The sequence below is a fragment of the Streptomyces sp. AgN23 genome (genome assembly GCF_001598115.1).
GTDB classification, from domain to species: domain Bacteria; phylum Actinomycetota; class Actinomycetes; order Streptomycetales; family Streptomycetaceae; genus Streptomyces; species Streptomyces antimycoticus.
In genome coordinates this window covers 959170-982489 of sequence record NZ_CP007153.1, presented here as the reverse complement: position 1 = coordinate 982489, position 23320 = coordinate 959170, and the positions used below count along the sequence as shown (strand labels likewise).

Below are 23320 nucleotides of genomic sequence, written 5' to 3'. Positions count from 1 at the left end.
GCAAACCCGGGGCGCGGGGGCCGTCGGCGTGGCGGGGCGCCCCCTGGCTCATTCGTTGCCCGCGCCGCGCCGCTGCTGCACCAGCACGAAACCTCCGGCCAGGGCGACCCGGCAGACGCCGACGATGTCTCCCACGGCGGGCCACGGGGACCCGTCGTCCGACGTCGCCGTCTTCGAGGGCGACGTACCGTCCGAGCGACACCCGAGCCCTCCGCACCCGAGCACCGGGTGCGTGCATCAGGTGCGCCACACTCCCGATACGTACGGCCCGGACACGATGTTCACCGTGTCCGGGCAGGGAAACCACCGGCCTGGGCAAGGGTGCGGTTCCGGCGGGTGGTCAGGTGGTGGCCATGGCGAGGGCCGTTCCGTACAGACGGGACACCCGGATCCTGATCACCACCCGCCGGTCCGCCACCAACTGCTCCAGGAAGGCCGCTTCGTCGCGCGGATCGGCGAATCCGGGCGTCATGGAGAGCAGTTCCCGCCCGACCGCGTCCCCGGGGACGGCCGTCACCTCCGATACCTCCGCCTCTCCCTCGGCGACGGCGAACGACCAGCCGTCCGGTGCGCCCACATGCACGGCGGCATGGGGATCGCGCCGTAGCTGACGCACCTTGAGCCGATCGGCGGTGGAGGAGATGCGCAGCACCCGCTCCTCGGGACTCCAGTGGTGGATCACGGTCGACAGATGGGGATGGCCGCTGCGCCTGACCGTCGCGAGCACCCCGAACCGCTGGTCCCGGAGTATCAGGGACAGCTCGTCCTCGGTGAGCACCCGGGGCGCGGGTCCGGCCCCTGGTGCCGTCCCGGCGCCGTTCGTCGGGCTCGTGGTCTCGGTCGTCGCCATGAGGGCACACCTTTCGCTGGAAGGGGAGAAGAGAGGGTCAGGCGGTAGTGACGGGCGCGGCGGGCGGGTTGGCCTTCCGTGGCGCGGCGGGGCGCTTCGGCGCGGGCCCTCGCAGCACGGTGAGCGCCACGGCGAAGGCCGTCACGATGAGCCCCGCTCCGACGGCGAAGGCCAGGTGGTAGCCGCCGGTCAGCGCCTCGGCCCGACCCTTGCCCCGGGCGAGCAGCGCGTCGGTGCGGGAGGCCGCCAGGGTGGACAGCACGGCGACGCCCAGCGCCATGCCGATCTGCTGAGTGGTGTTGAACAGCCCGGAGACGAGCCCGGCCTCGTCCTCCTTCGCACCGGACATCCCGAGGCTGGTCAGCGCGGGGAGGGCCAGCCCGAAACCGGCGGCGAGCAGCATGACCGGGAGGAGGTCGGGGAGGTACCGGGCGTGCACGGGGACGCGGACGAGCAGTCCGAGGACCCCGGCCAGCAGCGCCAGCCCGGCCAGCAGCACCGCGCGGTCGCCGAAGCGGGCGCTGAGCCGCGCGGAGACGCCGAGTGACACCGCGCCGATGGCGAGAGCGGCCGGGAGCATGGCCAGACCGGTCCTGGTGGCGCCGTATCCCAGCACATTCCGCAGATAGAGGGCGACGAGGATCTGGAACGAGAAGAGCGCGGCCACCATCAGGACCTGGACCAGGTTGGCCCCCGCGACGCCGCGCGACCGCAGGATCCGCAGGGGCATCAGCGGGGTGCGGGCGGTGGCCTGGCGGACCAGGAACAGGGCGAGCAGGAGGAGCGAGACGGCGCCGATGCCGAGCGTGTGCGCCGCCGTCCAGCCGTAGTCCGCCACCTTGACGACGGTGTAGATGCCCAGCATCAGCCCGGCCGTGACGAGCAGGGCGCCGAGGACGTCGGCGCCGGCCGCGAGACCGGGCCCGCGGTCGGCGGGCAGGACGGATATGGCGGCCGCGAGGGTCAGCAGTCCGATCGGCAGATTGATCAGGAAGATCCAGTGCCAGCTGAGCGCGTCGGTGAGAAGGCCCCCGAGCACTTGGCCGATCGAGGCTCCGGCGGCGCCGGTGAAGCTGAACACGGCGATGGCCTTCGCGCGTTCGGCGGATTCGGTGAAGAGCGTGACGAGGATGCCCAGGCTGACCGCGGACGCCAGCGCGCTGCCGACCCCCTGCAGAAACCGGGCGGCGATCAGCGCCGCGGGGGAGGTGGCCACGGCCGCCAGAAGCGAGGCCGCGGTGAACACCGCGGTGCCGGCCAGGAACATGCGCTTGCGGCCGATGAGATCGCCGATTCGGCCCGCGAGCAGCAGCAGACCGCCGAACGCGATCAGATAGGCGTTGACGACCCAGCTCAGCCCGGCGGGGGAGAACCCCAGATCGCTCTGGATGGCGGGCATGGCCACCGTCACGATGCTGCCGTCGAGGATGACCATCAACATCCCGGTGGCGATGACCCCGAGGGCCAGTTGGCGTGTTGGGCGGACGCGGGAAGAGGACGGTGCGGACTCGGACGCGGTGGCGGACATGCGGTCACTCCTGTCGGTAGACGCGACAGGAATGACCGTAGCAGATGGTTTCGTTGCAGACTATTTGTTTCGGCTCGACTCGTGCTCTGCTCGCGACTCTGCTCGTGGCTCCAGGGGTGGCGCCGGGCCTGGGTCAGGACGCGGCTCTGGGGCGGTGCTACTTCTCGCTCTGGCGCGCCCGCCGGGCCGGGCGGGGACTTTCGGCGGGTGCGGCCAGATGCCCCTCCGTCAGCCGGGTCAAGGCCCGTAGCAGGGCGGCGCGTTGGGTCTCGGGGAGTGTCGCCAGCGCCTCCCGGTGGACGCCGTCCACGATGTTCTGGCTCTGCTTGGCGATCCGCGCTCCCTCCTCGGTCACCGCGATGATCCGGGCCCGGCGATCCCGGGTCGAGGCGCGCCGCTCCGCGAGACCCGCCTTCTCCAGGGCGTCCACCGTCACCACCATCGTGGTCTTGTCCATGTCGCCGATCTCGGCGAGCTGTGCCTGGGTGCGCTCCTCCTCCAGGGCGTGGACCAGTACGCAGTGCATCCGTGCCGTCAGTCCGATCTCGGCGAGCGCGGCCGACATCTGGGTGCGCAGGACGTGGCTGGTGTGGTCGAGGAGGAAGGACAGGTCCGGTTCGTTCTGGGTGGGCGCCATCGCGGTCATGTGGCCCAGGGTAACAATTCGATCCGTACTGGATTATCCGGAACAGTCCATACCCGGTCGGGGTCAGCCGTTGCGGTAGAGGGTGGTGAGCAGCTCGATCGCGGTTTGGGTGGCGGGGTGCGGGTCGTCCCGCCACCAGGCGAGGCGTACCGCGATCGGTTCGGCGTCGCGGACCGGCCGGTAGGCGATTCCGGGCCTCGGGTACTGGTTGGCGGTGGACTCCGCCGTCATGCCGACGCAGCGGCCCGCGGAGATCACCGTGAGCCAGTCCTCCACGTCGTGGGTCTCCTCCGTGGCCGGACGGGAGTCGGGCGGCCACAGCTCCGCGGTGGTGGTCCCGGTCCGCCGGTCGACCAGCAGGGTACGTCCGCTGAGGTCGGCCAGCCGGACCGAGCGGCGCCTGGCGAGGGGGTCGTCGGCGGCCACGGCACACAGCCGCCGCTCCAGCCCGACGATGGCGGAATCGAAGCGGCGCTCGTCGAGGGGTCTGCGCACGACGGCCAGATCACAGACGCTCTCCGCCAATCCGGCTGTCGCGGAATGCACACGGACGAGGTGCAGATCCGTCTCGGGATACGCCTGGGCCCAGCGGCGCTGGAAGGCGGGGGTGTGGCGGCCGAGCGCGGACCAGGCGTAGCCGATCCGCAGACGGGCGTGGCCCGATATGGCCTCCCGGATCAGGCCGTCCACCTCCGCCAGCACCCGCCGGGCGTGTGCCACCACGCGCAGCCCGGTGCCCGTCGGGGTCACTTCGCGGGAGGTCCGCCGCAACAGCCGTGTGCCCAGGGAGCGTTCGAGCGAGGCCAGGGTCCGGGACACGGCGGCCTGGGAGACGCCGAGCGCGATGGCGGCATCGGTGAAGGTGCCCTCGTCCACGATCGCCACGAGGCAGCGCAGTTGCCGCAGCTCCACATCCATACCTCCAGCGTATAGATAAGGCACCGAACGCATTATGTGCATGTGTGGTCCCGGCGCACGATCGACGCATGCGACCAGCTCCCGCGTCACGTATCGCCGCCGCACGATCGACGGGAACCGCACACCGGATCCCGTCGGCTCCCGCCGACTCCGGCCCGGGCCCCGGGATGGATGTGGACCTGGGACCGGGGCCGAGCCCGGACCCAGTCCCGGAGCAGCAGCCGACCGGGCGGCGGTTCGCCGGTGTGGCCACGATGATCGGCAGCGGTCTGTCCAACCAGACCGGCGCCGCGATCGGCTCCCACGCCTTCCCCGTCCTCGGCCCGGTCGGGGTCGTCGCCGTCCGCCAGTACGTGGCCGCGATCGTCCTGCTGGCCGTCGGCAGGCCCCGGCTGCGGAGCCTCACCCGGTGGCAGTGGCGGCCGGTGGTGGGTCTTGCCGTGGTGTTCGGCACCATGAACCTCTCCCTGTACACCGCCATCGACCGCATCGGCCTCGGGCTGGCGGTGACCCTGGAGTTCCTCGGCCCGCTGTGCATCGCGCTGGCCACCTCACGGCGCCGGGCGGACGCCTGCTGTGCGCTGGTCGCGGCGGCCGCCGTGGTGACACTGATGCGTCCACGGCCCTCGGCCGACTACCTGGGCATGGGGCTCGGGCTGCTGGCCGCCGTGTGCTGGGCGTCGTACATCCTGCTCAACCGCACCGTGGGCCGACGGGTCCCCGGCGCTCAGGGGTCGGCGGCGGCCGCGGGGCTCTCCGCCCTGATGTTCCTGCCGGTCGGGATCGCCGTCGCCGTCCATCAGCCGCCGACCGCGAGTGCCGTGGCGTACGCCGTCACCGCGGGCGTTCTCTCCTCGGCCGTGCCGTACCTCGCGGACCTGTTCACCCTGCGGCGTGTGCCCGCCCAGGCGTTCGGGCTCTTCATGAGCGTCAACCCCGTCCTCGCCGCCCTGGTGGGCTGGGTCGGCCTGGGGCAGAACCTGGGCTGGACGGAGTGGACGAGCATAGGCGCCATCGTCGCGGCCAACACACTGAGCATCCTCACCCGGCGCGGCTGAAGGACCGCGTACCGCCCCCGACGGCCGGCGCGCGACACGGCTGACGGGGTCCCGTCCCGGCGGGCATGACGCCACCGCTCACAGCGCGGTGCTCGGGTGTGGGTGGAGGCTCATGTCCACCCGGGGTGGACCTGCGGGTTGACGTGTGCGGCAGGGGCTCCGGCCGAGCATGACGGCATGGATATCAAGGACTGGCTGATCGATATCGCCCTCGTGGGCATGGTGCTGCTGCAACTGCGTGGCCGACGGTTGACGGCGAAGACGCTGCTGCTCCCGGTGGCGCTCGTCGCATGGGCGGCGACGAAGTACCTGCACGAGATCCCGACGTCGGGCAACGATCTCTTTCTGATCGTGGCGACGACGCTGATCGGGCTCGCTCTGGGCGCGGGGGCCGGGCTGCTGACCCGGGTGTACCACAACGACGCCGGTGAGGTCATCGCGCGCGCCACGGCCACGGCGGCCGTGCTGTGGGTGGTGGGCTGCGGCTTCCGTATGGCCTTCCAGCTGTTCGCCACGCAGGGTGGCGACGAGGCGATCGGCCGCTTCTCGACCGACTACCACCTTGATCCGACGGCCTGGGCCCCGGCGATTCTCCTGATGGCGCTTGCCGAGGTGATCGCCCGCACGGCCATCGTGGCCTGGCGTGCACGGGAGGCGCTCCTGGGGTCGTCCGACCGGGGCCGGCTGGGTGTTCGGTGAGCGACGGGCCACGGGGTGAGCGGTGGCCCCTGGGGCCGGGCAGGTCACGGGCGCGGCATGCTGGTCGGATGAGTACTGGTGATCGCCCCTCGGGACCCGGCGGACCGTCCGGCCGGCTGGATGTCAATGAGCCGACCGCGGAATGGGCCGTGGGCCTGCTCGCCTTGGGCGGCTTGATCTACGGGGCGGTACAGGCGACACATCCCGGCCTCGACGCCCACGGCCTCGCCGCGCTGGTGGTCACCGTGGGCCTGGGCCTGGGCTGGGTCGGCTGGCTGGTGGGGCTGCGGAGAGACCGGCCGACGGTCGGTGTGTGCGCGGTGGCCCTGGTGGGGGTTTGCGGCGGGGTTGCGGGGGCGTGGGCGTCATTCGGTGCGGTGGTCGTGGGGGTGGCCGCGATGTGCGCCCTCATGCTGGTGGGGCTGCTCCCCGCCACGGCTCTGGCCGGCCTGGGTATCGCGGCCGCCGCCGTCGCCCTCGCCATCGACGGGCAGGATGTCGCGAAGCTCGCCGCCGTGGGGGTGGGCGCGCTGTTCGGCTTGCTGCTGGGCGTCGTACGCCGCCAGCGCCGGCACCGGCTGCGGTCCGAGGCCGAGCTGGCGGTGGCGTGGGAACGCGGCGCCGTCGAGCACGAGCGCGCGGAGCTGTTCGCCGAGCGCAACCGGATCGCCCGGGAGGTGCACGATGTGCTGGCCCACACGCTGTCGGCGCTGTCGGTGCAGATCACCGCTCTTGATTCCATCGTCGAGGACGGCGCCGGCACCGACGAGGTGCGGGCCGCCATCGGCCGGTCCCGCCGCCTGGTCGTGGAGGGCCTGGACGAGACCCGCCGGGCGGTGCGGGCGCTGCGCGAGGAGCCGGTCGCCCTCGACGAACAGCTCACCGCTCTCGCCACGGACGAAGGCGCCGACTTCCGGATCACCGGGTCCGTACGGCCGCTGCCGCCGGCGGCCGGAATGGCCCTGCTGCGAGTCGCGCAGGAAGCACTCACCAACACGCGCAAGCACGCACCGGGCGCCGCCGTCGCCGTCACCCTGGCCTTCGGCGAAGCGTCCACCCGCCTGACGGTCACCAATGAGGCGACGGTACGATCTGGCGTCCATCCGGCCGGAGCGCTTGCCGAGACCGGCGGTGGCTTCGGCCTCACCGGCATGCGCGAGCGCGTGGAACTGCTCGGCGGCACACTCGACGCAGGTCCCGAAGGCGCAGGTCCCGAAGGCGCAGGTCCCGAAGGCGCAGGCCCCGAAGGCGCAGGCCCCAAAGCCGGTGGCTGGAGTGTGGAAGCGGAGGTCCCGGCGTGAAGGTGGTCATCGTGGACGACCAGACCATCGTCCGCGACGGATTGGTCACCATCTGCGAGCGGCTGCCCGACGTCCAGGTGGTCGCCGCCGTCGGCGACGGTCGGCAGGCCCTGGCCGCGGTCGCCGAGCATTCCCCGGACGTGGTGCTGATGGACCTGCGCATGCCGCATATGGACGGCATCGAGGCCACGCGGCACATCGCCATGGACCATCCCGGGACGCATGTCGTCGTGCTGACCACCTTCATCGACGACGAATCGATCAACGCGGCGCTCACCGCCGGGGCCCTGGGCTACCTCACCAAGGAAGCCGGGCGCGAGGACGTCGATCGGGCACTGCGGGCGGCCGCCCGCGGGCAGGCCCTCCTGGATCCCGCCGTACACGCCCGCCTCGTCGCGCTCGCCCGGCAGCAGCCCGCCGCTGGATCGCGGGAGCTGCCCGCCGGGCTGACCGCACGCGAGGCCGAAGTGCTCATCTGCATGGCCAAGGGACTGTCCAACCGCGAGATCGCCCGCTCGCTGTTCGTCAGCGAGGCCACCGTCAAAACCCATGTCAACCGCGTCTTCGCCAAGACCGGCAGCCGTGACCGCGGCCAGGCCATCGCCTACGCGCACCGACACGGACTCGGTTGAGGCGCGCCCAGGACGACACCGCTCAGCCGGCGGCTTCGAGCAGCGCCTCGGCATCGGCGACCGCCTCGGCCAGGACAGCGGGGTCCGGCCGCAGCCCTGCCACGATCGTGTCGATACCGCGCAGGCCCGCCCGCTGGAGGAGACGTTTCTCGTTGGTGGCCCACTCACCGCGCGCCGCCAGCACCGCGTGCGCCGTCTGCACGGCGGCGGTCGCCACCGCACCCGCGACCTCCGTGGCCTGGCCACGTCCGACGTACGAGGCCGAGGCATACCGCAGTGTCAGAGCCGCGCGCCCGCGCCACACCGGCGGTGCCGCCTCGCGCAGCGCCTGCGGGTACTCGGGGCGGGGCAGGGTGCCCCGCAGCACCTGGTTGAGGGCGAGTTCGGCGACCACGAGATAGCTGGGGATGCCCGCGAGGTGGAACATCAGCGGCTCCCAGTGGAAGCGGCCCTGCCGCGACTCGGCGAGTTCGTGTTCCACCACCTCGAGGTCGCGGTAGTGGACGTCCACGCGCCGTCCGTCGATCGTCAGCCAGGCGCCCCCGTTGAAGACACCACCGCCCCACTCGCCGATCTCGGAGACCTCGCCCTCCCAGCCGATGGCCCGCAGATCGGTCGGGTCGAAGCCGCCCCGGTAGTACACGGCCAGGTCCCAGTCGCTCTCCGGGGTGTGGGTGCCTTGCGCACGCGAGCCCCCGAGGGTGACGGCGCGTACGGCGGGCAGGGCGGCGAGCCGCTCAGCGACCTCGTCGAGGAACATGTCGTCGGTCATGTCGGTCATACGGATCCGATCGTGTGAAGTGGATGACGGGGGCTGCGGGCACACCGACCGGACGCCGGAGCGCGGGCTCGGGCGGCGTTCACGCGGATCGCGGTCGGTGCGCCGGGTCATCACTTCATGACGCCGATCTTACCGCCCCCGCCGGGACCCGAGCCCGGTGCACCGGAACACCGGCGCTCGACCTCGCCCTCGGCGGAGCCGACCCGGTCATCCTGGACACCTACCACCGGGAGCGCCACCCCGTCGGCCGCCGTGCCCTGCGCCGGACGGTGCCATGATGCGCGCCGTCACCCTCGGGCCGCGGCCGGCGCGGTGGCCGCGCGACCACCTGGCCCCGGCCGTGCCGGGCGTCGGCCGGGCCCGGCACGATCGCCGGAGGCTTCTCCGGCGTCACCCTGCGTCACCCGAGCGACCGGCGTCGGCACGCACTGGTGGGCACCCGAGCCACGGAAGTCCCTCTCGCCGAGGGCCGGTCGACCGAACTCCAGCGGGCCGGTGGCTTGCTGCTGATCCGCGAAAAGGGTGCGCCGCGCGTCGACACAGCGATGGCCCAGGCCCAGTGCACCGACTCCGGCCCCGCCTTGCTCCGCCCCGAGGGCCACATCGCCTGGGCCGGACCCGACGTCCGTACGAACGGTCCCGACGGCTGGTACACCGCGTGGCGGGCCTGGACCGCCCGTCGGCCGAAGCGGTGCACGCCCGGCGCTGAGCGGAGCGTGCGGAGATGCCACGGCGCCGGGCGGACAGCCCGGCGCCGAGGGCCTCATCCGTTGATGCCGTGCCGACACCTTGCTACGGAGTGCCGCCGCGACGTCATCTTCAGGGCCCGATCACACGAGCCGCCACAGATGGTCGTCGGTTCCGTTGTCGTCGTACTGCACCACCTGGGCACTGTTGGCAGTGGACATGCCGTCGACACCCAGCACCTTCTGGCTGTTCTTGTTGAGGACGCGGAACCAGCCGTCGCCGTTGTCCACCTTCCTCCAGAGGTGATCGGCCGTGCCGTTGTCCTCGTACTGGACGACGATGGCGCTGTTGGCGGTCGACATCCGGTCGACGCCCAGGACCTTGCCGCTGTGGCCGTTGCGGATCAGAAACCAGCCGTCGCCCCGGTCGATCCACTGCCAGGCGTGGTCTCCCGTGGGAGTGTTGTCGAACTGCACCACGCGGGCGCTGTTGGCGGTGGACATCTCGTCGACTGCGAGCACCTTGCCGCTGTGCTTGTTCCGCAGGCGGCGGAAGGGCGGCTCCGGGGTCCATGCCCGGCCGTCCGGCGAGGCCGTCGGAAAGCAGGTGATGCGCAGCCGGGCCGCGCCCATGGGGATGAGGGTGACCGTCTCGGCCGGTGTGTCGGCCCGGGCCGGGCTCTGCTGCAGCGGGGTGACCACCCGCTCGTCGTCGGAGACCCACTCGGGGATGCGACGCGCCTGGGCGGTCATGCGGACCGGGGTGCCCTCGTGGGTGAAGGGATTCGCGGCGAGCGGACCGTCGTCACGAGTGAGGACGGGAAGGGCCCCGGGGGCGAGGCCGTAGTTCCACGGCGTGGTGGCGTGCACTGCGTACTCGGGGAAGGTGTCGGTGCCGGCGTAGCGCACGAAGTCCTCGCCGATGCGCAGGGAGTACGTCAGCGGGCCGTGGTCGACGCTGACCGCGTCGTGCTGCCCGGACCAGGTCCGCAGGGTGGTGCGCTGCGGCAGGCGGATCGTCACCACATCGCCGTCCGACCAGCTCCGGTCGACCTTGACGAAGGCCGGACCGCTGCCCGCGGCCACCGCCCGTCCGTTGACCTCGATACGGGGGTTCTCGCACCAGCCGGGGACACGCAGATGGAGCGGGAAAGCCACCTTCTCGCGGGTGGACAGGGTGAGCCGGATGGTCTCGTCGAACGGATAGTCGGTGTCCTCGGTGAAGGTGACCGTCGTACCGCCGGCCACCTTCGCGCTCACCTGGCACGCGGCGTAGAGGGAGGCCGCGAGTCCCTTGTCGGGAGTGGCCAGCCACAGCTCCTCGGCGAAGTACGGCCAGCCCATGCCGTAGTTGTGCGGACAGCAGCGGTACTGGTCGACGCCCGGCTGGTACGACTGCATGGCGAAGCCGTTCTGGAACTGCCCCTGGGACTTCACCGCGTTGTTCAGATCGATGCTGTTCGCGCTGGTGATGTAGTGGGTGCCGGTGCCCTGGGGGTCGAGGGCGGCGGGCAGCATGTTGAAGGCCAGGTCTTCGCAGCGGTCCGCCCAGACGGGGTCGCCGGTGATCCGGGTCAGCAGCTCATGGCTGGCCATGAACTCGACGATGCCGCAGGTCTCGAACCCCTGCCGGGGGTCCGCGAAACCCGGGCGGTAGTTCTCGTCGCCGGCGATGCCACCGCCCGGGAACTGGCCGTATGTGCCGAGCACCGACGCGTAGGTGCGGTAGGTCGCCTGTCTGAGCTCGGCGGAGCCGGTCACCTGCGCGTACTGGGCGGGCTCGCGGAAACCCTGGGCGATATTGACGTTGTGCGGGCTCGGGAGGTTGTCGACCCAATTGGCGCCGTACGTATGCATCTTGTGGACGAGGTCGAGGAGGAACGCCTCGCCCGTGCGGCGGTACAGCCACATCGCGGTGTCGAGCCCGTCGCCCCAGCGGTAGGAGACCCAGCTGGAGTCGAAGGCGCCCGGCCCCTGCGCGTTCATGAAGCTCAGGAAGCGGGTCAGGAAGGGGACGACGCGCTGGTCGCCGGTGAACTCCTCATGGGTGCGCAGGGCCATGAGGAGGGGGAGGAACGGCCAGAAGTCGGGGCCGCCGTTCAGCTTTGTCCGCAGGGAGCGCGGTCCGAAGAAGCCGTCGCCCTGCTGGGTGGCGAGGATGGCGTCGATCCACTTGCGGGAGTTCGTGAGCGCTGCCTGGTCACGGGTGGCCACGGCCAGCGGGACGTAGCCACGCAGCCAGTAGGGCACCTCCTCCCAGCCGTCCTGGTCCGGATGGGTCCAGCCGGTGACATTGACGTCGAGGAAGTGCGAGCGCTCCTCGTACCGGCCGCAGAGCCCATGGAGTTGGAGACGGAGCTGCTCGGCCAGCCATCCGCGCGGGGTGACACTCCCGGACGGGAGCCGGTCGAAGGCGTCGGCCAGCGGGGTCCTCGGCCGCTGGGCCGGGGATGCCACGGCGGCCGGGGCCAGGCGGGCGGCGAGCGCGGGGGTACCGAGGGTGAGGGCACTGGTGCGGAGGAAGCGACGTCGGTCGAGGGGCATCGTGCGGCTCCTGTCGGTGGGGGTGCCGAGGAAGTGCCGAAGAAGTGCCGAGGGATGGTCAAGGACGACACGTCGTGCCTGACATCGTTGTCGGGCATCACAGCACGCCCCCGGTGCCCTGTCCAGGTGCATGACAGATCGGGAGCACGACAGGCCGGGAGTACGGCAAGCCGGGCGTGTGACCAAGCCGGGAGTAGGACCGTCCTGCCCCGGGTGGGGCTCTATGCTGAGGGTGATGTCGGCATCCCAGGGCCCCACCTTTCGTGAGCTCGCCGTCCAGGCGCTGTCGTCCGTCCAGCACGGCTACGACCTGCTGGCCCCGAAGTTCGACCACACCGGGTACCGGACCCCGGCGTCGGTGCTGGACTCGGTGACCGGCGCCCTGCGCGGGCTCGGGCCCTTCGGCAGCGGCCTCGACGTGTGCTGCGGAACCGGCGCGGGCATGGGCGTGCTGCGGCAGGTGTGCCGGGAGCGGATCACCGGCGTCGACTTCAGCGCGGGCATGCTGGCCGAGGGCCGGGCCCGTACGCCGGTGGCGCCGGACGCCCCGCGCACGGACTGGGTACGCGCCGACGTACGCGCCCTCCCGTTCGGGCCGGTCTTCGACCTGGCGGTGAGCTTCGGGGCGTTCGGCCACTTTCTGCCGCGGGAGCTGCCGGGGCTCTTCGCCCAGGTCCACTCCGTGCTCCGCCCGGGCGGCACGTTCGCCTTCCCGATCGGGGCACCGGCCCGTCCGGGATCCCGGCACTACTGGGAGCTCCTGGCGTTCGACACCGCGATGCGGGTGCGCAACGCGCTGTGGCGGCCGCGCTTTGTGATGTACTACCGGACCTTCCGGCTCGCGGAGGTGCGGGAAGAGCTGCTCCGGGCCGGGTTCGAGGTCGAACTGCGAGCACTGGAGGAGCTCGGCCGGCGAGCGGACGGCAGCCCTCGCTGCCGACTGGTGGTGGCCACCCGGCCGGTCTGAGCGGGACTATTTTGGCCACTGACCGATGTGAGCGCGACCCACGCGGAGGCGGCGTCGCCGCGCCCGGTGCCGCGACGGCCGCCCCGTCGCGGGTCGCCGACGACTGGGCGACTTCTGGCGCCATCTGAAGAGCCGCTACGGCCTTCGCGTGGACGGTTTCCGCACCCGCTCACCATGCCGTCGGCCCCGTGATCTGAGCCGTACCGGGCCTTCGGCGACGTCCCCTGCCCGGCCGGGCAGGGGACGTCCGCCCGTTCAGTCGTCACATTCGCCGCGCCAGGTGAGGCTGGTCAGGGTGGCCTTGTCCCCGATGATCGACTTGTAGTCGCCGGGGCCGGGGTGGAAGTGGGGACACCTGCCAGACGTCTGTCCGTTGAAGACCCAGGTGGCCTGAATGTGATCGTGGCCCGGCTGGCGGGTGCCGTTGTTGAAGATCGTGCTGCCGGCGATGCCGGTCGGGTGGGAGCCCCTCCAGTTGCCGGTGCTCTTGATCACGGCCGGCCCGCCGGTGCCCACGTCGCTGTCGGACACGCAGACGTTCCCCGGGGCAGTCGGGCGGGCTGGGCTCGGCCGATGCGGTGGGCGCGCCGGCGAGTACGGCGACGAGGGCCGCGGACAGGGCTGCCGTGACGGCGATGCGCTGGTGCATGGTGTTCCTCCCGGCTACCGCTGGGGGCGCCCTCCTGGGCGCCCCTTCTGCCGACGGGGCACCACGAACCGGCGGGGACTGGTTTCGAAGCCCCGTCCCGGCCATCTACGAGGAAATCGGTCCGACCCGGAACCGGTCGAACTCCGCCACTCCGCCCCTGCCGCCGGTCGCCGGACCGGTGGCGAAGAGTCCCACGGTCGCCCCGATCCACTTGCCCGCGGTCGCCGGGAACGGCGCCCCGAGCGGTGTGAACCCCCGCCCGTCCACCTCGGCCGCGAACTGGCACACCGCTCCCGGCCGCACGGTCACCCGGAGCCGTACGGCAGAGAGCCCCCTCCGCAACGGCACCGGCGTGACGACGTCCACCTCGGCGGCGTCCTGGGCCGCGGTACGGCATACGCGGACGATCCGGTCGCCGTCGTGGCGCAGGCCCACCCAGGCGTAGCTCTCGCCCAGGACCACCAGCCCGGCCCGGGACCCCGCCGTCATGGCGGACACGCTCATCGAGGTCGTCGCGGTGAACGATTCGGCGGGCAACCGCTGGGTCAGTACAGGGGGCAGCAGCCGCAAGTCGTCGGCGACCGGGCTCGGTTGGCAGACCAGGGCGAGCCGTCCCGGGGAGTGGCGCAGCGACCACCACGCCGGGTCGGCGTTCGCCTGCCACATCCACTGCCGGCCCAGCTCCGCCCCGCTGAAGTCGTCGCTACTGGCCGGCGCGGTGACCTCCGTCCGGCCGACCACGCGGGGCTTGGTGTGCACCAGCACCGGCGCACCCCGGCCGCTGCCGTCGTCGGTGCCCATCACCGGCCAGCCATCGGTGCGCCACCGCATCGGCTGGAGGTGCACCACCCGCCCGTAGGCATCGCGGTCCTGGAAGTGCAGAAACCAGTCCTCGCCGCTCTCGGTGGTCACCCACGCGCCCTGGTGCGGCCCGTTGACGGGGGTGTCGCCCTGGGCGAGGACGATGCGGTCCTCGTACGGCCCCCAGACGGAGCGGGAGCGGAACGCCGACTGCCAGCCGTTGGTGACACCTCCGGCGGGCGCGAAGATCCAGTACCAGCCGTCCCGCTTGTAGAGTTTCGGGCCCTCCAGTGTGGTGTAGCCGGGGAGGTCATCGCCGTTGATCACGGTCCGGCCCGCGTCGAGCAGCTCGGTTCCGTCCGGGCTCATACGGTGCAGCGTGAGCCGGTTGTTGATGCCGCTGCGGCTCTTCGCCCATGCGTGGACCAGATACGCCTGCCCGTCGTCGTCCCACAACGGACACGGGTCGATCAACCCCTTGCCCGGTTTGACCGGACGCGGTGCGCTCCATGGCCCTCGCGGATCGGTGGCGGTCACTATGAAGATCCCGAAGTCGGGGTCGGGATAGAAGATCCAGAACTTGCCGTCGTGATGGCGCAGGGCAGGCGCCCACACCCCTTCCCCGTGCCTCGGCTCGCTGAAGTGGTCCTTGGGCTCCAGTTCGGTCAGGGCGTGGCCGATGACGCTCCAGTTGACCAGGTCGACGGACCGCAGCACGGGCAGTCCGGGAACACGGTTGAAGGTGGAGGCGACCAGATAGAAGTACGGGCCCACCCGGATCACGTCGGGGTCGGACCAGTCGGCGTTGAGCACCGGGTTCCGATAGCGGCCGTCCCCCAGGTCGGCCACCCATGGCAGATGTGCTGGGGCCGAGGCCGCTTCACTTGCCGTCACCACACCACCTGCCTCGATCGGTCCGCCTGGCCGTGGCGCCCCGGAAGCCGGGGTGGTGGCGCCGACTCCGCCGAGCACCGTCGATCCGGCGACCGCGCCGAGGCCGCTCCGTAATACCTGCCTGCGACCGTGTTCGCTCACTGTTCCCTCCGGGGCGACTCATGGGGGTGCGTCCGTCGGTTGGGCGGTGCGACTGCCTGTTGTGCGGTGCGTCTGGCTGTTTGGGTGGTGCGATTGCCTGTTGGGTGGCCTGTCTGTCGGTAAGCGCTTTCTGTCCTCCGGTGGAGTCTGTCAGCGCGTCATGGCCCGGGCAAGACCGGCGAGAATCCGCTACCGGATCAGCGGCGGCGGCCCCGGCCCCGGCAACCTCCCGGCGCGCGGTGGCGACTGTCGCACGGCAGATGTCGTCGAGCAGTGGGAGTGGTGGGCCATGGAAGCCGAACGTCGGGCGGTGGGGCGCGGCAGGCGTCGTGGGCTGGCAGCGGTCGTCGGAACCCTGACGCTGGCGGGCGCGGTCGTCCTGCCGGGGGAGGGCGCGTTCGCCGAGGACGGGCGGGGGCCGGCCGCCACGCCCTGGAGCGCCGAGGTCGCCGACGGGTTCGCCTCCGTCAGCGCGCTGGGGCAGAACGGTACGTACGGGGGCCGCGACGGCCGTACCGTCACCGTGCGGACACTCGCCGATCTCGAGAAGTACGCGACGGCATCCGAGCCGTACGTCATCGTCGTGGCCGCGGCGATCACGATGGATCCCAAGGGCAAGGAGATCAAGGTCGCCTCCGACAAGACCATCGTGGGCTCGGGCACCTCGGGCCAGATCATCGGCGGGGGCTTCTTCCTGGGCCAGGGGGTGCACAACGTCATCATCAGGAATCTGACGATCCGTGACTCCTACGAGGGCACATGGAACGACAAGGAGCACGACTGGGACGCGATCCAGATGGACGGTGCCCACCATGTGTGGATCGATCACAACGAACTGCGGCATATGGCCGACGGGCTGATCGACAGCCGTAAGGACACCACCTACCTCACGGTGTCCTGGAACCGGCTGCAGCGGAACAACAAGAGCTTCGGGATCGGCTGGACGGAGAACACCACGGCCGACATCACGATCCACCACAACTGGTTCCGCGAGAGCGAGCAGCGCAACCCGTCCGCCGACAACATCGCCCATGCGCATCTGTACAACAACTACCTGCAGGACGACCCCGGTACGGACATCAACTCCTCCTACGGCAACTACGCCCGGGGAAACACCAAGATGGTGCTGGAGAACAGCTACTTCCAGGGCTTCGAGAACCCCGTCATCAAGGACGCCACCGCCGCCCTGGTCCAGCGTGGCAACCTCTTTGTCAACACCACCGGCCGCAACGAGAGCGGCGGCACCGCGTTCGACCCGAAGGCGTATTACTCCTACTCCCTCGACCCCGCCGACCGGGTGCCGTCCATCGTGACCTCCGGCTCGGGTCCCACCCGGGCCATCGGTACCACCGGCTGACCTGGTCAGCACCGATATCGGCGTGACCTGCCCTTACGCGGCGTCGTAGCCGGGGAGGGCCAGCGCCGAGTGCGCGTGCCGGCCCGTGCTGTTGAGCACGGGGGACGGGTCGCGCAGCGCCTCGTTGCGCCGGGCCAGGTCCTCGGGGGTACGGGGAGACAGGCTCGCGCTTCCTTCGGTGGCGAGTGCCTGGTTCATCTCCACGAACGACCGCAGGGTGCGCTCGTACCTCTCGTAGGCATCGGCATGGTCGGGGCCCGCGGCCAGCTCGCCCGCGAGGACGTACGCGCCGACCAGCGCCAGGCTCGAGCCCTGACCGGAGAAGAACGACGGCGCGTAGGCGGCGTCGCCGACCAGGGCGACCCGGCCGGTGGACCACCGTGGCATATGGATCTGGCTGACCACGTCGAAGAAGAGGTCGTCGCTGTCGCGCAGGGCGGCGACCATGCGCGGGATCTCCCATGCGTATCCGGCGAACGTCCCGGCCACGAGGTCGCGCTGGGCGGCGGGGTCGCGGAAGGCGTCGAGGGGCGGGTCGGGGCGCAGGAAGCTGAGGAAGGCGTGCACCCGGTCGCCGTCGCGGGGTGCGTAGAGGACGGCGGTCCTGCCCGGCACGTTCCAGGTGCGACCCTCGTGGGCGAGCCCCAGGTGGTTGGGCATGGTGAAGCCGGCGAAGCTGTGGCCGAGATAGCGGTGGTAGGGCTCCTCGGGGCCGAAGGCCAGGCCCCTGGTGTGCGAGTGGATGCCGTCGGCGCCGATGACCAGGTCGAAGGTGCGCCGGGCTCCGCCGCGGAAGGTCACGTCCACACCGCCGTCGTGGTCGTGGAGGGTGGCGATGGAGTCGTTGAAGAGGAGTTCGACGTCGTCGCGGATCGCGCCGTAGAGGATCTCGGCCAGCTCTCCGCGGGGGATTTCGAGGTCATGGCCTTCCTCGCCGCCGGAGAGGGCTTCGGGCCGGAGGTCGGCTATCGGACGGCCTTCCGCGTCGACGAAGGAGATCCGGCGGACGCCGACGTGGGCGTCCCGGAGCCGGGGGAGCACCCCCATGCGCCGGACGGCCTCGACCGCGGTGCCGCGGATGTCGATGGGGTAGCCGCCACCGCGTAGTGCGGCCGCCTTCTCGACGACGGTGACCGCGAAGCCGTACCGGTGGAGCCAGTAGGCCAGCGCGGGGCCGGCGATGCTGGCGCCGGAGACCAGGATCGTGCGCTTCGGCGCGGTGTTCATGCCGCCCATGGGCACTCCTCTCCGGCCCTCCTGCGGGGAGGGCCTGGCGTATACCTAACTCAGGTATCCTTTTTGGTGGCGTGAAAAAGCCCCGAGGCGTGGGGTCGATGGAATGACTATATACCTAACTTAGGTAGATGTGGAGGGCGGGATGTCCGCCGAGGAATCGGAGGCCGGGCAGGGCGGCGACGGTGAACACGACCTGCTGGCCATGCTGCCCCGCCTGACGCAGCTCAGCGGTGCCGTGAACCGGGGCCGCCTGACCGAGCGCGCCATGGAGGCCGCCGGTGTATCCGTGGACCGGCCCGCGATGTCGGTGCTGTTCACCCTGCGTGTGGCGGGCGGCCCCCTGCGCGTGGGGGAGATCGCCTCACGGATGCAGGTCGTCGGGCCCCATGTGACCCGGCAGGTGAACGAGCTGGCGCGGCGCGGACTGGTCCACCGGGTCACCGATCCGGACGATCAGCGCGCTCGGCTCATCGAACCGACCGCCGAGGGAGCGGCGGCGACCGACCGCTACATGCGGACCGTCCTCGGATGGTTCGGCGACGCCCTCGCGGGCTGGAGCCCGCACGATCGCGAGGTCTTCGGCCGGCTTCTGGCGCGCTTCGTCGACGACCTCACCGCCCATCTGGGCTCCTTCGACGACGACGGGCCCGCTTGAGCGGCGACGATCGGCCCGCGTAAGCGGCCACGCGCCCGGCCGGAGATCCTCCTAGCCGGGCTCCCGGCCCGTCTCGACGAGCTCGGCCAGCTTGTCCAGGCTCATACGGGTGCCCAGCTCGTTGTCGGCGGCCGGTACGGAGTCGGGGAGCCCCTCGTGCAGGATGTGGACGTCCGTGCCGCCGCCCGCCGCGTCGGTGAGCGTGGTCGTGATCGTCATCGTGGTGCGCAGGGCGGGATCCGGGGTCTCGAACTCGGACACCTCGACCACCTGCTCGTCCGGCACCAGCCGGCCGAAGCGGCCGTGATAGGTGTCCGTATGGCCGCCCGACTTGCCGGTGCTCGCCGGGTCGTCGTAGATGAGCGAGATGCGGAAGGTGCCCCCTTCGCGGGGGTCGAACTCATGCACCCGGCAGGTCATGCCGTCGGGCACCCGCCAGGCCGCGACGGCGCTCGCGTCGAGAAGCGCCCGGTAGACGGCCGAGCGCGGAGCGTTCACACGCCGGGAGACTCGCATGGCATACATGCGTCCAACCTAGCGGCCGGGCGCCGGGCATATGAGCCGATTGCCCGGCGCCCGGCCGCTGGGTTGGACGGCGGCGGAGGTCTTGCGTCCGGAGAGACCTCCGCCGCCGGGACACCCCATCCACGGAGCGTTGTCGAGGGGTGCCGTTTTCGGGGGAGTGCGGGTCAGCGCTTGACCTTGCGGGTCGCCCGCAGCCACTCCTTGTTCATCGCGGTGATGGAGAACAGGGGGATGCCCTTGGGGCAGGCCGTGGCGCACTCACCGGTGAGGGTGCAGCCGCCGAAGCCCTCGGCGTCCATCTGGGACACCATGTCCAGCACCCGGGTCTCCCGTTCGGGAGAGCCCTGGGGCAGCACATTGAGGTGGTTGACCTTGGCCGAGGTGAACAGCATCGCCGCACCGTTGGGGCAGGCCGCCACGCAGGCTCCGCAGCCGATGCACTCGGCGTGCTCGAACGCGAAGTCCGCGTCCGCCTTGGGCACCGGAGTGGCGTGTGCCTCCGGCGCGGCCCCGGTCGGGGCGGTGATGAAGCCACCGGCCTGGATCACCCGGTCGAAGGCGGAGCGGTCCACCACCAGGTCCTTGATGACCGGGAAGGCGGAGGCACGCCACGGCTCGATGTCGATGGTGTCGCCGTCCTGGAAGGACCGCATATGGAGCTGGCAGGTGGTCGTGCGCTCCGGACCGTGGGCGTCACCGTTGATCACCAGGCTGCACGCACCGCAGATGCCCTCACGGCAGTCGTGGTCGAAGGCCACCGGCTCCTCACCCTTGACGATGAGTTCCTCGTTGAGGATGTCGAGCATCTCCAGGAAGGACATGTCCTGGGAGACACCGTCGAGCTGGTAAGTGGCCATGGCACCGGGGGTGTCGGCGTTCTTCTGGCGCCAGACGCGCAGGGTGAGCTTCATGCGTAGCTCCGCTGAGTGGGGTGGACGTACTCAAAGGTCAGCTGCTCCTTGTGGAGCACGGGGGCGGCGCCGGTGTCGGTGAACTCCCAAGCCGCGGCATAGGTGAACTCCTCGTCCCGGCGGGCGGCCTCACCATCGGGGGTCTGGGACTCCTCGCGGAAGTGGCCACCGCAGGACTCGGCCCGGTGCAGGGCGTCCAGGCACATCAGCTCGGCCAGCTCCAGATAGTCCACGACCCGGTTGGCCTTCTCCAGCGACTGGTTGAACTCCTCGCCGGTGCCCGGCACCTTGATCCGGCGCCAGAACTCCTCGCGGATCTGCGGGATGCGGTCCAGCGCCTTGCGCAGCCCCTCGTCGGTGCGGGCCATGCCGCAGAACTCCCACACCAGCTCGCCGATCTCGCGGTGGAACGAGTCGGGGGTGCGGTCGCCGTCGACGGCCAGCAGCTTGGCCAGCCGGTCCTCGGTCTCCCGCACCGCCTCCACGGCCGCGGGGTGCCCGGCATCCACCTCTTCCTTGTGCGGGTGGCGGGCCAGATAGTCGTTGATCGTCGACGGCAGGACGAAGTAGCCGTCGGCCAGGCCCTGCATCAGCGCGGAGGCGCCGAGCCGGTTGGCACCGTGGTCGGAGAAGTTGGCCTCGCCGATCGCGAACAGCCCCGGCACGGTGGTCTGCAGGTCGTAGTCGACCCACAGCCCGCCCATCGTGTAGTGGATCGCGGGGTAGATGCGCATCGGGACCTCGTACGGGTTCTCTGCCGTGATCCGCTCGTACATGTCGAAGAGGTTGCCGTACTTCTCCTCGACCGCCTTACGGCCCATCCGGGCGATGGCGTCGGCGAAGTCCAGATAGACGCCCTGGCCGCCGGGTCCGACGCCGCGGCCCTCGTCGCAGACGTTCTTCGCGGCACGGGAGGCGATGTCGCGCGGCACCAGATTGCCGAACGACGGATAGATCCGCTCCAGGTAGTAGTCGCGCTCGTCCTCGGGGATCTCGGCCGCCGGACGGGTGTCGCCCTTCGCCTTGGGCACCCAGATCCGGCCGTCGTTGCGCAGCGACTCGCTCATCAGGGTCAGCTTGGACTGGTGGTCCCCGGAGCGCGGAATGCAGGTCGGGTGGATCTGAGTGAAGCAAGGGTTGGCGAAGTACGCGCCGCGCCGGTGCGCCCGCCAGATGGCGGTCGCGTTGGAGTTCATGGCGTTCGTCGACAGATAGAACACGTTGCCGTAGCCACCGCTGGCCAGCACCACCGCGTCGGCGAAGTACGTGGAGATCTTGCCGGTCACCAGATCGCGGGCGACGATGCCACGCGCCCGCCCGTCGACCACGATCAGGTCCAGCATCTCGGTGCGGGCGTGCATCTCCACATTGCCCGCCGCGATCTGGCGGGACAGCGCCTGGTAGGCACCGAGCAGCAGCTGCTGGCCCGTCTGGCCGCGGGCGTAGAAGGTGCGGGAGACCTGCACACCGCCGAACGAGCGGGTGTCCAGCAGACCGCCGTACTCCCGGGCGAACGGCACGCCCTGGGCCACACACTGGTCGATGATCTCCACCGAGATCTGCGCCAGGCGGTGGACATTGGACTCGCGGGCGCGGAAGTCGCCGCCCTTGACGGTGTCGTAGAACAGCCGGTGGATCGAGTCGCCGTCGTTGCGGTAGTTCTTCGCCGCGTTGATCCCGCCCTGGGCGGCGATGGAGTGGGCCCGGCGCGGCGAGTCCTGGTAGCAGAACTGCACCACGTGGTAGCCCTGCTCGGCCAGGGTGGCGCCGGCGGCGCCACCGGCCAGGCCGGTGCCCACCACGATGATGGTGTGCTTGCGGCGGTTGGCGGGGTTGACCAGCTTGGCCTGGAAGCGGCGGGTGTCCCAGCGCTCGCTCACCGGCCCGGAGGGGGCCTGCTCGTCCTCGATCGGCTCGCCGACGGTGTACTCGGTGTATTCGCTGTACGAGGTCATGGTCAGCTCACCACTCCGGTCATGACACCGACGGGTATCGAGATGAACCCGGCGGTGAGAAGAATCGCCAGCCCATTGGCAGTGGCCTTGAGGGCACGGTCACGGGTACGGCTGCCCGCGCCGAGGGTCTGCGCGGCGCTCCAGAAGCCGTGCTGGACGTGCATGCCCATGGCCAGCATCGCCACGATGTAGATGACGTTCCCGTACCAGGTGGAGAAGGTGTCCACCACGTTCTGGTACGGGTGGCCCTCCTGGAATCCGCCACTGTGCGTGGTGCCGGTGGTGAGGTCCAGGATGTGCCAGACGATGAACAGGGCCAGGATCACCCCACCCCAGCGCATGGTCCGGGTGGCATAGCTCATCCGTGGCTTGGCGTGGACGTAGCTCTGCGGGCGGGCCTTGATGTCGCGCTTGCTCAGCTGGTAGGCGGAGACACCGTGCAGGACCACCGCGGCGACCAGGACGATACGGGCGATCCACAGGCCCCACTGATGGTGCAGGACGGGCGCCCCCATGACGCGCAGCCAGTGTCCGTAGCCGTTGAACTCCCCGGGACCGAAGAAGATCTTCATGTTCCCGAGCAGGTGAGCGCAGAGGTAACCGATCATGATCAGACCGGTCACGCCCATGACGATCTTCTTGCCGAGCGTCGATTGCCAGAATGTGAGCGCCATGGACGGCCGTCGCTCCGCCCGCGTCGGACGCTGCTCCGGCCGCGTTGTCAATGCCATGAACACGACGGTAGAACCGGGCGGGTCGAAAGGGCCAAGATATGATTCTGATCATCTCGATAGTCAGTGCCTATCGAGGGTCGCTCAGATCCGGCCACGCTTGGGTCGGCGGTCCCTCCGGCCGTCCTCCGGCCGGGTGAAAACGGTCAGCGGAAGCCCTCGCGGGTGATGTCGATGGCCTGCCGGAGCAGGTCCACGACATCGTGCTCACGGCGTTCGAGAGCCGTCTGCCCGACGACACGGAAGGCGGCGAGCAGGGTCGCGGCGAGGACCTGGGCCCGCAGTGGGGTGTCCGGTCCGGCGGGGAGGCGCTCCTCGGCGGCCTCGGCGAGATCGCGCTCGGCGGCGGCGTAGGTGGCGACCAGCTCCGGGAGCAGCGCCGGATGCAGCCGCAGGGCCCGGTAGTGCTCCTCCTGTGCCGGGTCGGCGGCGAACTCGGTGGAGTGCTGCTCGGCGGCGCGGATCACCGCCGTCATCAGGGATTCCTCCGCCGGGCGGGCGCGGATCAGCTCGACCAGCCGGACCGTGCGCGCACTGTCGTGATGCAGCAGCGCCTGTTCCTTGCTGGCGAAGTAGTTGGAGAAGGTGCGCCGGGAGACGGTGGCGGCATCGGCGATGGCCTCCACTGTGAGGTGCTCGACGCCGTGCTCGGCGGCGAGGCGTACGGCGGCATCGTGCAGCGACTGGCGGGTCGCCGCCTTCTTGCGCTCGCGCAGGCCGATAGTCATCGCCGGTGAGCATACGGGATAAGGCTGATTCTTGCCCACTGGGAAAGCTTGCGCAGTGGGAACGTTTTCTGTGAGGCTGAGCCCGCGCCGCCGATCAACGGACCCCGGGCGGCGCCCGAGCCCCGCA

The 23320-nt window shown here is 70.8% G+C and carries 21 protein-coding genes; 7 read left to right on the top strand and 14 right to left on the bottom strand.

The window, feature by feature from the left end:
* Positions 1–340: 340 nt before the first annotated feature.
* The 4 genes from AS97_RS04435 to AS97_RS04420 all read right to left on the bottom strand — a co-directional run bounded on the left by AS97_RS04435 (position 341) and on the right by AS97_RS04420 (position 3942).
* On the bottom strand, positions 341–850 hold the full coding sequence (locus tag AS97_RS04435) for a TIGR03618 family F420-dependent PPOX class oxidoreductase (protein WP_086708146.1): 510 nt from the start codon (positions 848–850) through the stop codon (positions 341–343).
* A gap of 37 nt (positions 851–887) precedes the next feature.
* Entirely contained in the window at positions 888–2378 is a 1491-nt protein-coding gene (locus AS97_RS04430) for an MFS transporter (RefSeq protein WP_210564372.1), read from the bottom strand.
* 157 nt (positions 2379–2535) lie between these two features.
* On the bottom strand, positions 2536–3024 hold the full coding sequence (locus tag AS97_RS04425; protein WP_086708142.1) for a MarR family winged helix-turn-helix transcriptional regulator: 489 nt from the start codon (positions 3022–3024) through the stop codon (positions 2536–2538).
* Between the two features lie 63 nt (positions 3025–3087).
* Complete coding sequence (locus AS97_RS04420) at positions 3088–3942, bottom strand: LysR family transcriptional regulator (protein WP_086708140.1); 855 nt, start codon at positions 3940–3942, stop codon at positions 3088–3090.
* A 68-nt stretch (positions 3943–4010) separates the two neighbouring features.
* On the opposite strand from AS97_RS04420, the gene AS97_RS04415 reads away from it, so the two are divergent.
* The 4 genes from AS97_RS04415 to AS97_RS04400 all read left to right on the top strand — a co-directional run bounded on the left by AS97_RS04415 (position 4011) and on the right by AS97_RS04400 (position 7632).
* The gene (locus AS97_RS04415; RefSeq protein WP_247204232.1) at positions 4011–5000 is read left to right on the top strand and encodes an EamA family transporter; all 990 of its coding nucleotides are present in this window, start codon (positions 4011–4013) and stop codon (positions 4998–5000) included.
* A gap of 177 nt (positions 5001–5177) precedes the next feature.
* Positions 5178–5699, top strand: a complete 522-nt coding sequence (locus AS97_RS04410; RefSeq protein ID WP_059142544.1) for a hypothetical protein — start codon at positions 5178–5180, stop codon at positions 5697–5699.
* Positions 5700–5767: 68 nt separating this feature from the next.
* Positions 5768–7000, top strand: coding sequence for a histidine kinase (locus AS97_RS04405; RefSeq protein ID WP_210564371.1), 1233 nt, complete (start codon positions 5768–5770; stop codon positions 6998–7000).
* 11 nt (positions 7001–7011) lie between these two features.
* On the top strand, positions 7012–7632 hold the full coding sequence (locus AS97_RS04400; protein WP_247204231.1) for a response regulator transcription factor: 621 nt from the start codon (positions 7012–7014) through the stop codon (positions 7630–7632).
* Positions 7633–7654: 22 nt separating this feature from the next.
* Here the strand turns inward: AS97_RS04400 and AS97_RS04395 are convergent, their stop codons facing one another.
* Positions 7655–8413, bottom strand: coding sequence for a nucleotidyltransferase domain-containing protein (locus AS97_RS04395; protein ID WP_210564369.1), 759 nt, complete (start codon positions 8411–8413; stop codon positions 7655–7657).
* An 830-nt stretch (positions 8414–9243) separates the two neighbouring features.
* On the bottom strand, positions 9244–11643 hold the full coding sequence (locus AS97_RS04390) for an RICIN domain-containing protein (RefSeq protein ID WP_210564368.1): 2400 nt from the start codon (positions 11641–11643) through the stop codon (positions 9244–9246).
* A 235-nt stretch (positions 11644–11878) separates the two neighbouring features.
* On the opposite strand from AS97_RS04390, the gene AS97_RS04385 reads away from it, so the two are divergent.
* Positions 11879–12610 carry a class I SAM-dependent methyltransferase gene (locus AS97_RS04385; protein ID WP_210564367.1) on the top strand — a complete coding sequence of 244 codons (732 nt, stop codon included), beginning with the start codon at positions 11879–11881 and terminating at the stop codon, positions 12608–12610.
* Between the two features lie 255 nt (positions 12611–12865).
* Here the strand turns inward: AS97_RS04385 and AS97_RS04380 are convergent, their stop codons facing one another.
* Entirely contained in the window at positions 12866–13141 is a 276-nt protein-coding gene (locus AS97_RS04380; protein ID WP_247204230.1) for a hypothetical protein, read from the bottom strand.
* Positions 13142–13364: 223 nt separating this feature from the next.
* Entirely contained in the window at positions 13365–15095 is a 1731-nt protein-coding gene (locus tag AS97_RS04375; RefSeq protein ID WP_247204229.1) for a glycoside hydrolase 43 family protein, read from the bottom strand.
* A 160-nt stretch (positions 15096–15255) separates the two neighbouring features.
* Here AS97_RS04375 and AS97_RS04370 point away from each other — a divergent pair, with 160 nt between their 5' ends.
* Complete coding sequence (locus tag AS97_RS04370) at positions 15256–16452, top strand: pectin esterase (RefSeq protein ID WP_247204228.1); 1197 nt, start codon at positions 15256–15258, stop codon at positions 16450–16452.
* A gap of 33 nt (positions 16453–16485) precedes the next feature.
* Here AS97_RS04370 and AS97_RS04365 read toward each other — a convergent pair whose 3' ends face one another.
* The gene (locus AS97_RS04365) at positions 16486–17679 is read right to left on the bottom strand and encodes an FAD-dependent monooxygenase (protein ID WP_210567134.1); all 1194 of its coding nucleotides are present in this window, start codon (positions 17677–17679) and stop codon (positions 16486–16488) included.
* A 151-nt stretch (positions 17680–17830) separates the two neighbouring features.
* Here AS97_RS04365 and AS97_RS04360 point away from each other — a divergent pair, with 151 nt between their 5' ends.
* The gene (locus AS97_RS04360) at positions 17831–18343 is read left to right on the top strand and encodes a MarR family transcriptional regulator (protein WP_059142551.1); all 513 of its coding nucleotides are present in this window, start codon (positions 17831–17833) and stop codon (positions 18341–18343) included.
* A gap of 51 nt (positions 18344–18394) precedes the next feature.
* Here AS97_RS04360 and AS97_RS04355 read toward each other — a convergent pair whose 3' ends face one another.
* The 5 genes from AS97_RS04355 to AS97_RS04335 form a co-directional block, all read right to left on the bottom strand.
* Positions 18395–18868, bottom strand: a complete 474-nt coding sequence (locus tag AS97_RS04355; RefSeq protein WP_059142552.1) for an SRPBCC domain-containing protein — start codon at positions 18866–18868, stop codon at positions 18395–18397.
* A 164-nt stretch (positions 18869–19032) separates the two neighbouring features.
* On the bottom strand, positions 19033–19779 hold the full coding sequence (locus tag AS97_RS04350; protein WP_059142553.1) for a succinate dehydrogenase/fumarate reductase iron-sulfur subunit: 747 nt from the start codon (positions 19777–19779) through the stop codon (positions 19033–19035).
* Positions 19776–21734 carry a fumarate reductase/succinate dehydrogenase flavoprotein subunit gene (locus AS97_RS04345; protein WP_059142554.1) on the bottom strand — a complete coding sequence of 653 codons (1959 nt, stop codon included), beginning with the start codon at positions 21732–21734 and terminating at the stop codon, positions 19776–19778. Before AS97_RS04345 ends, AS97_RS04350 begins: the two co-directional genes overlap by 4 nt.
* A 2-nt stretch (positions 21735–21736) precedes the next feature.
* Entirely contained in the window at positions 21737–22465 is a 729-nt protein-coding gene (locus AS97_RS04340) for a succinate dehydrogenase (RefSeq protein ID WP_059142668.1), read from the bottom strand.
* A 146-nt stretch (positions 22466–22611) separates the two neighbouring features.
* Positions 22612–23193 carry a TetR/AcrR family transcriptional regulator gene (locus tag AS97_RS04335; RefSeq protein ID WP_059142555.1) on the bottom strand — a complete coding sequence of 194 codons (582 nt, stop codon included), beginning with the start codon at positions 23191–23193 and terminating at the stop codon, positions 22612–22614.
* Positions 23194–23320 lie beyond the last annotated feature (127 nt).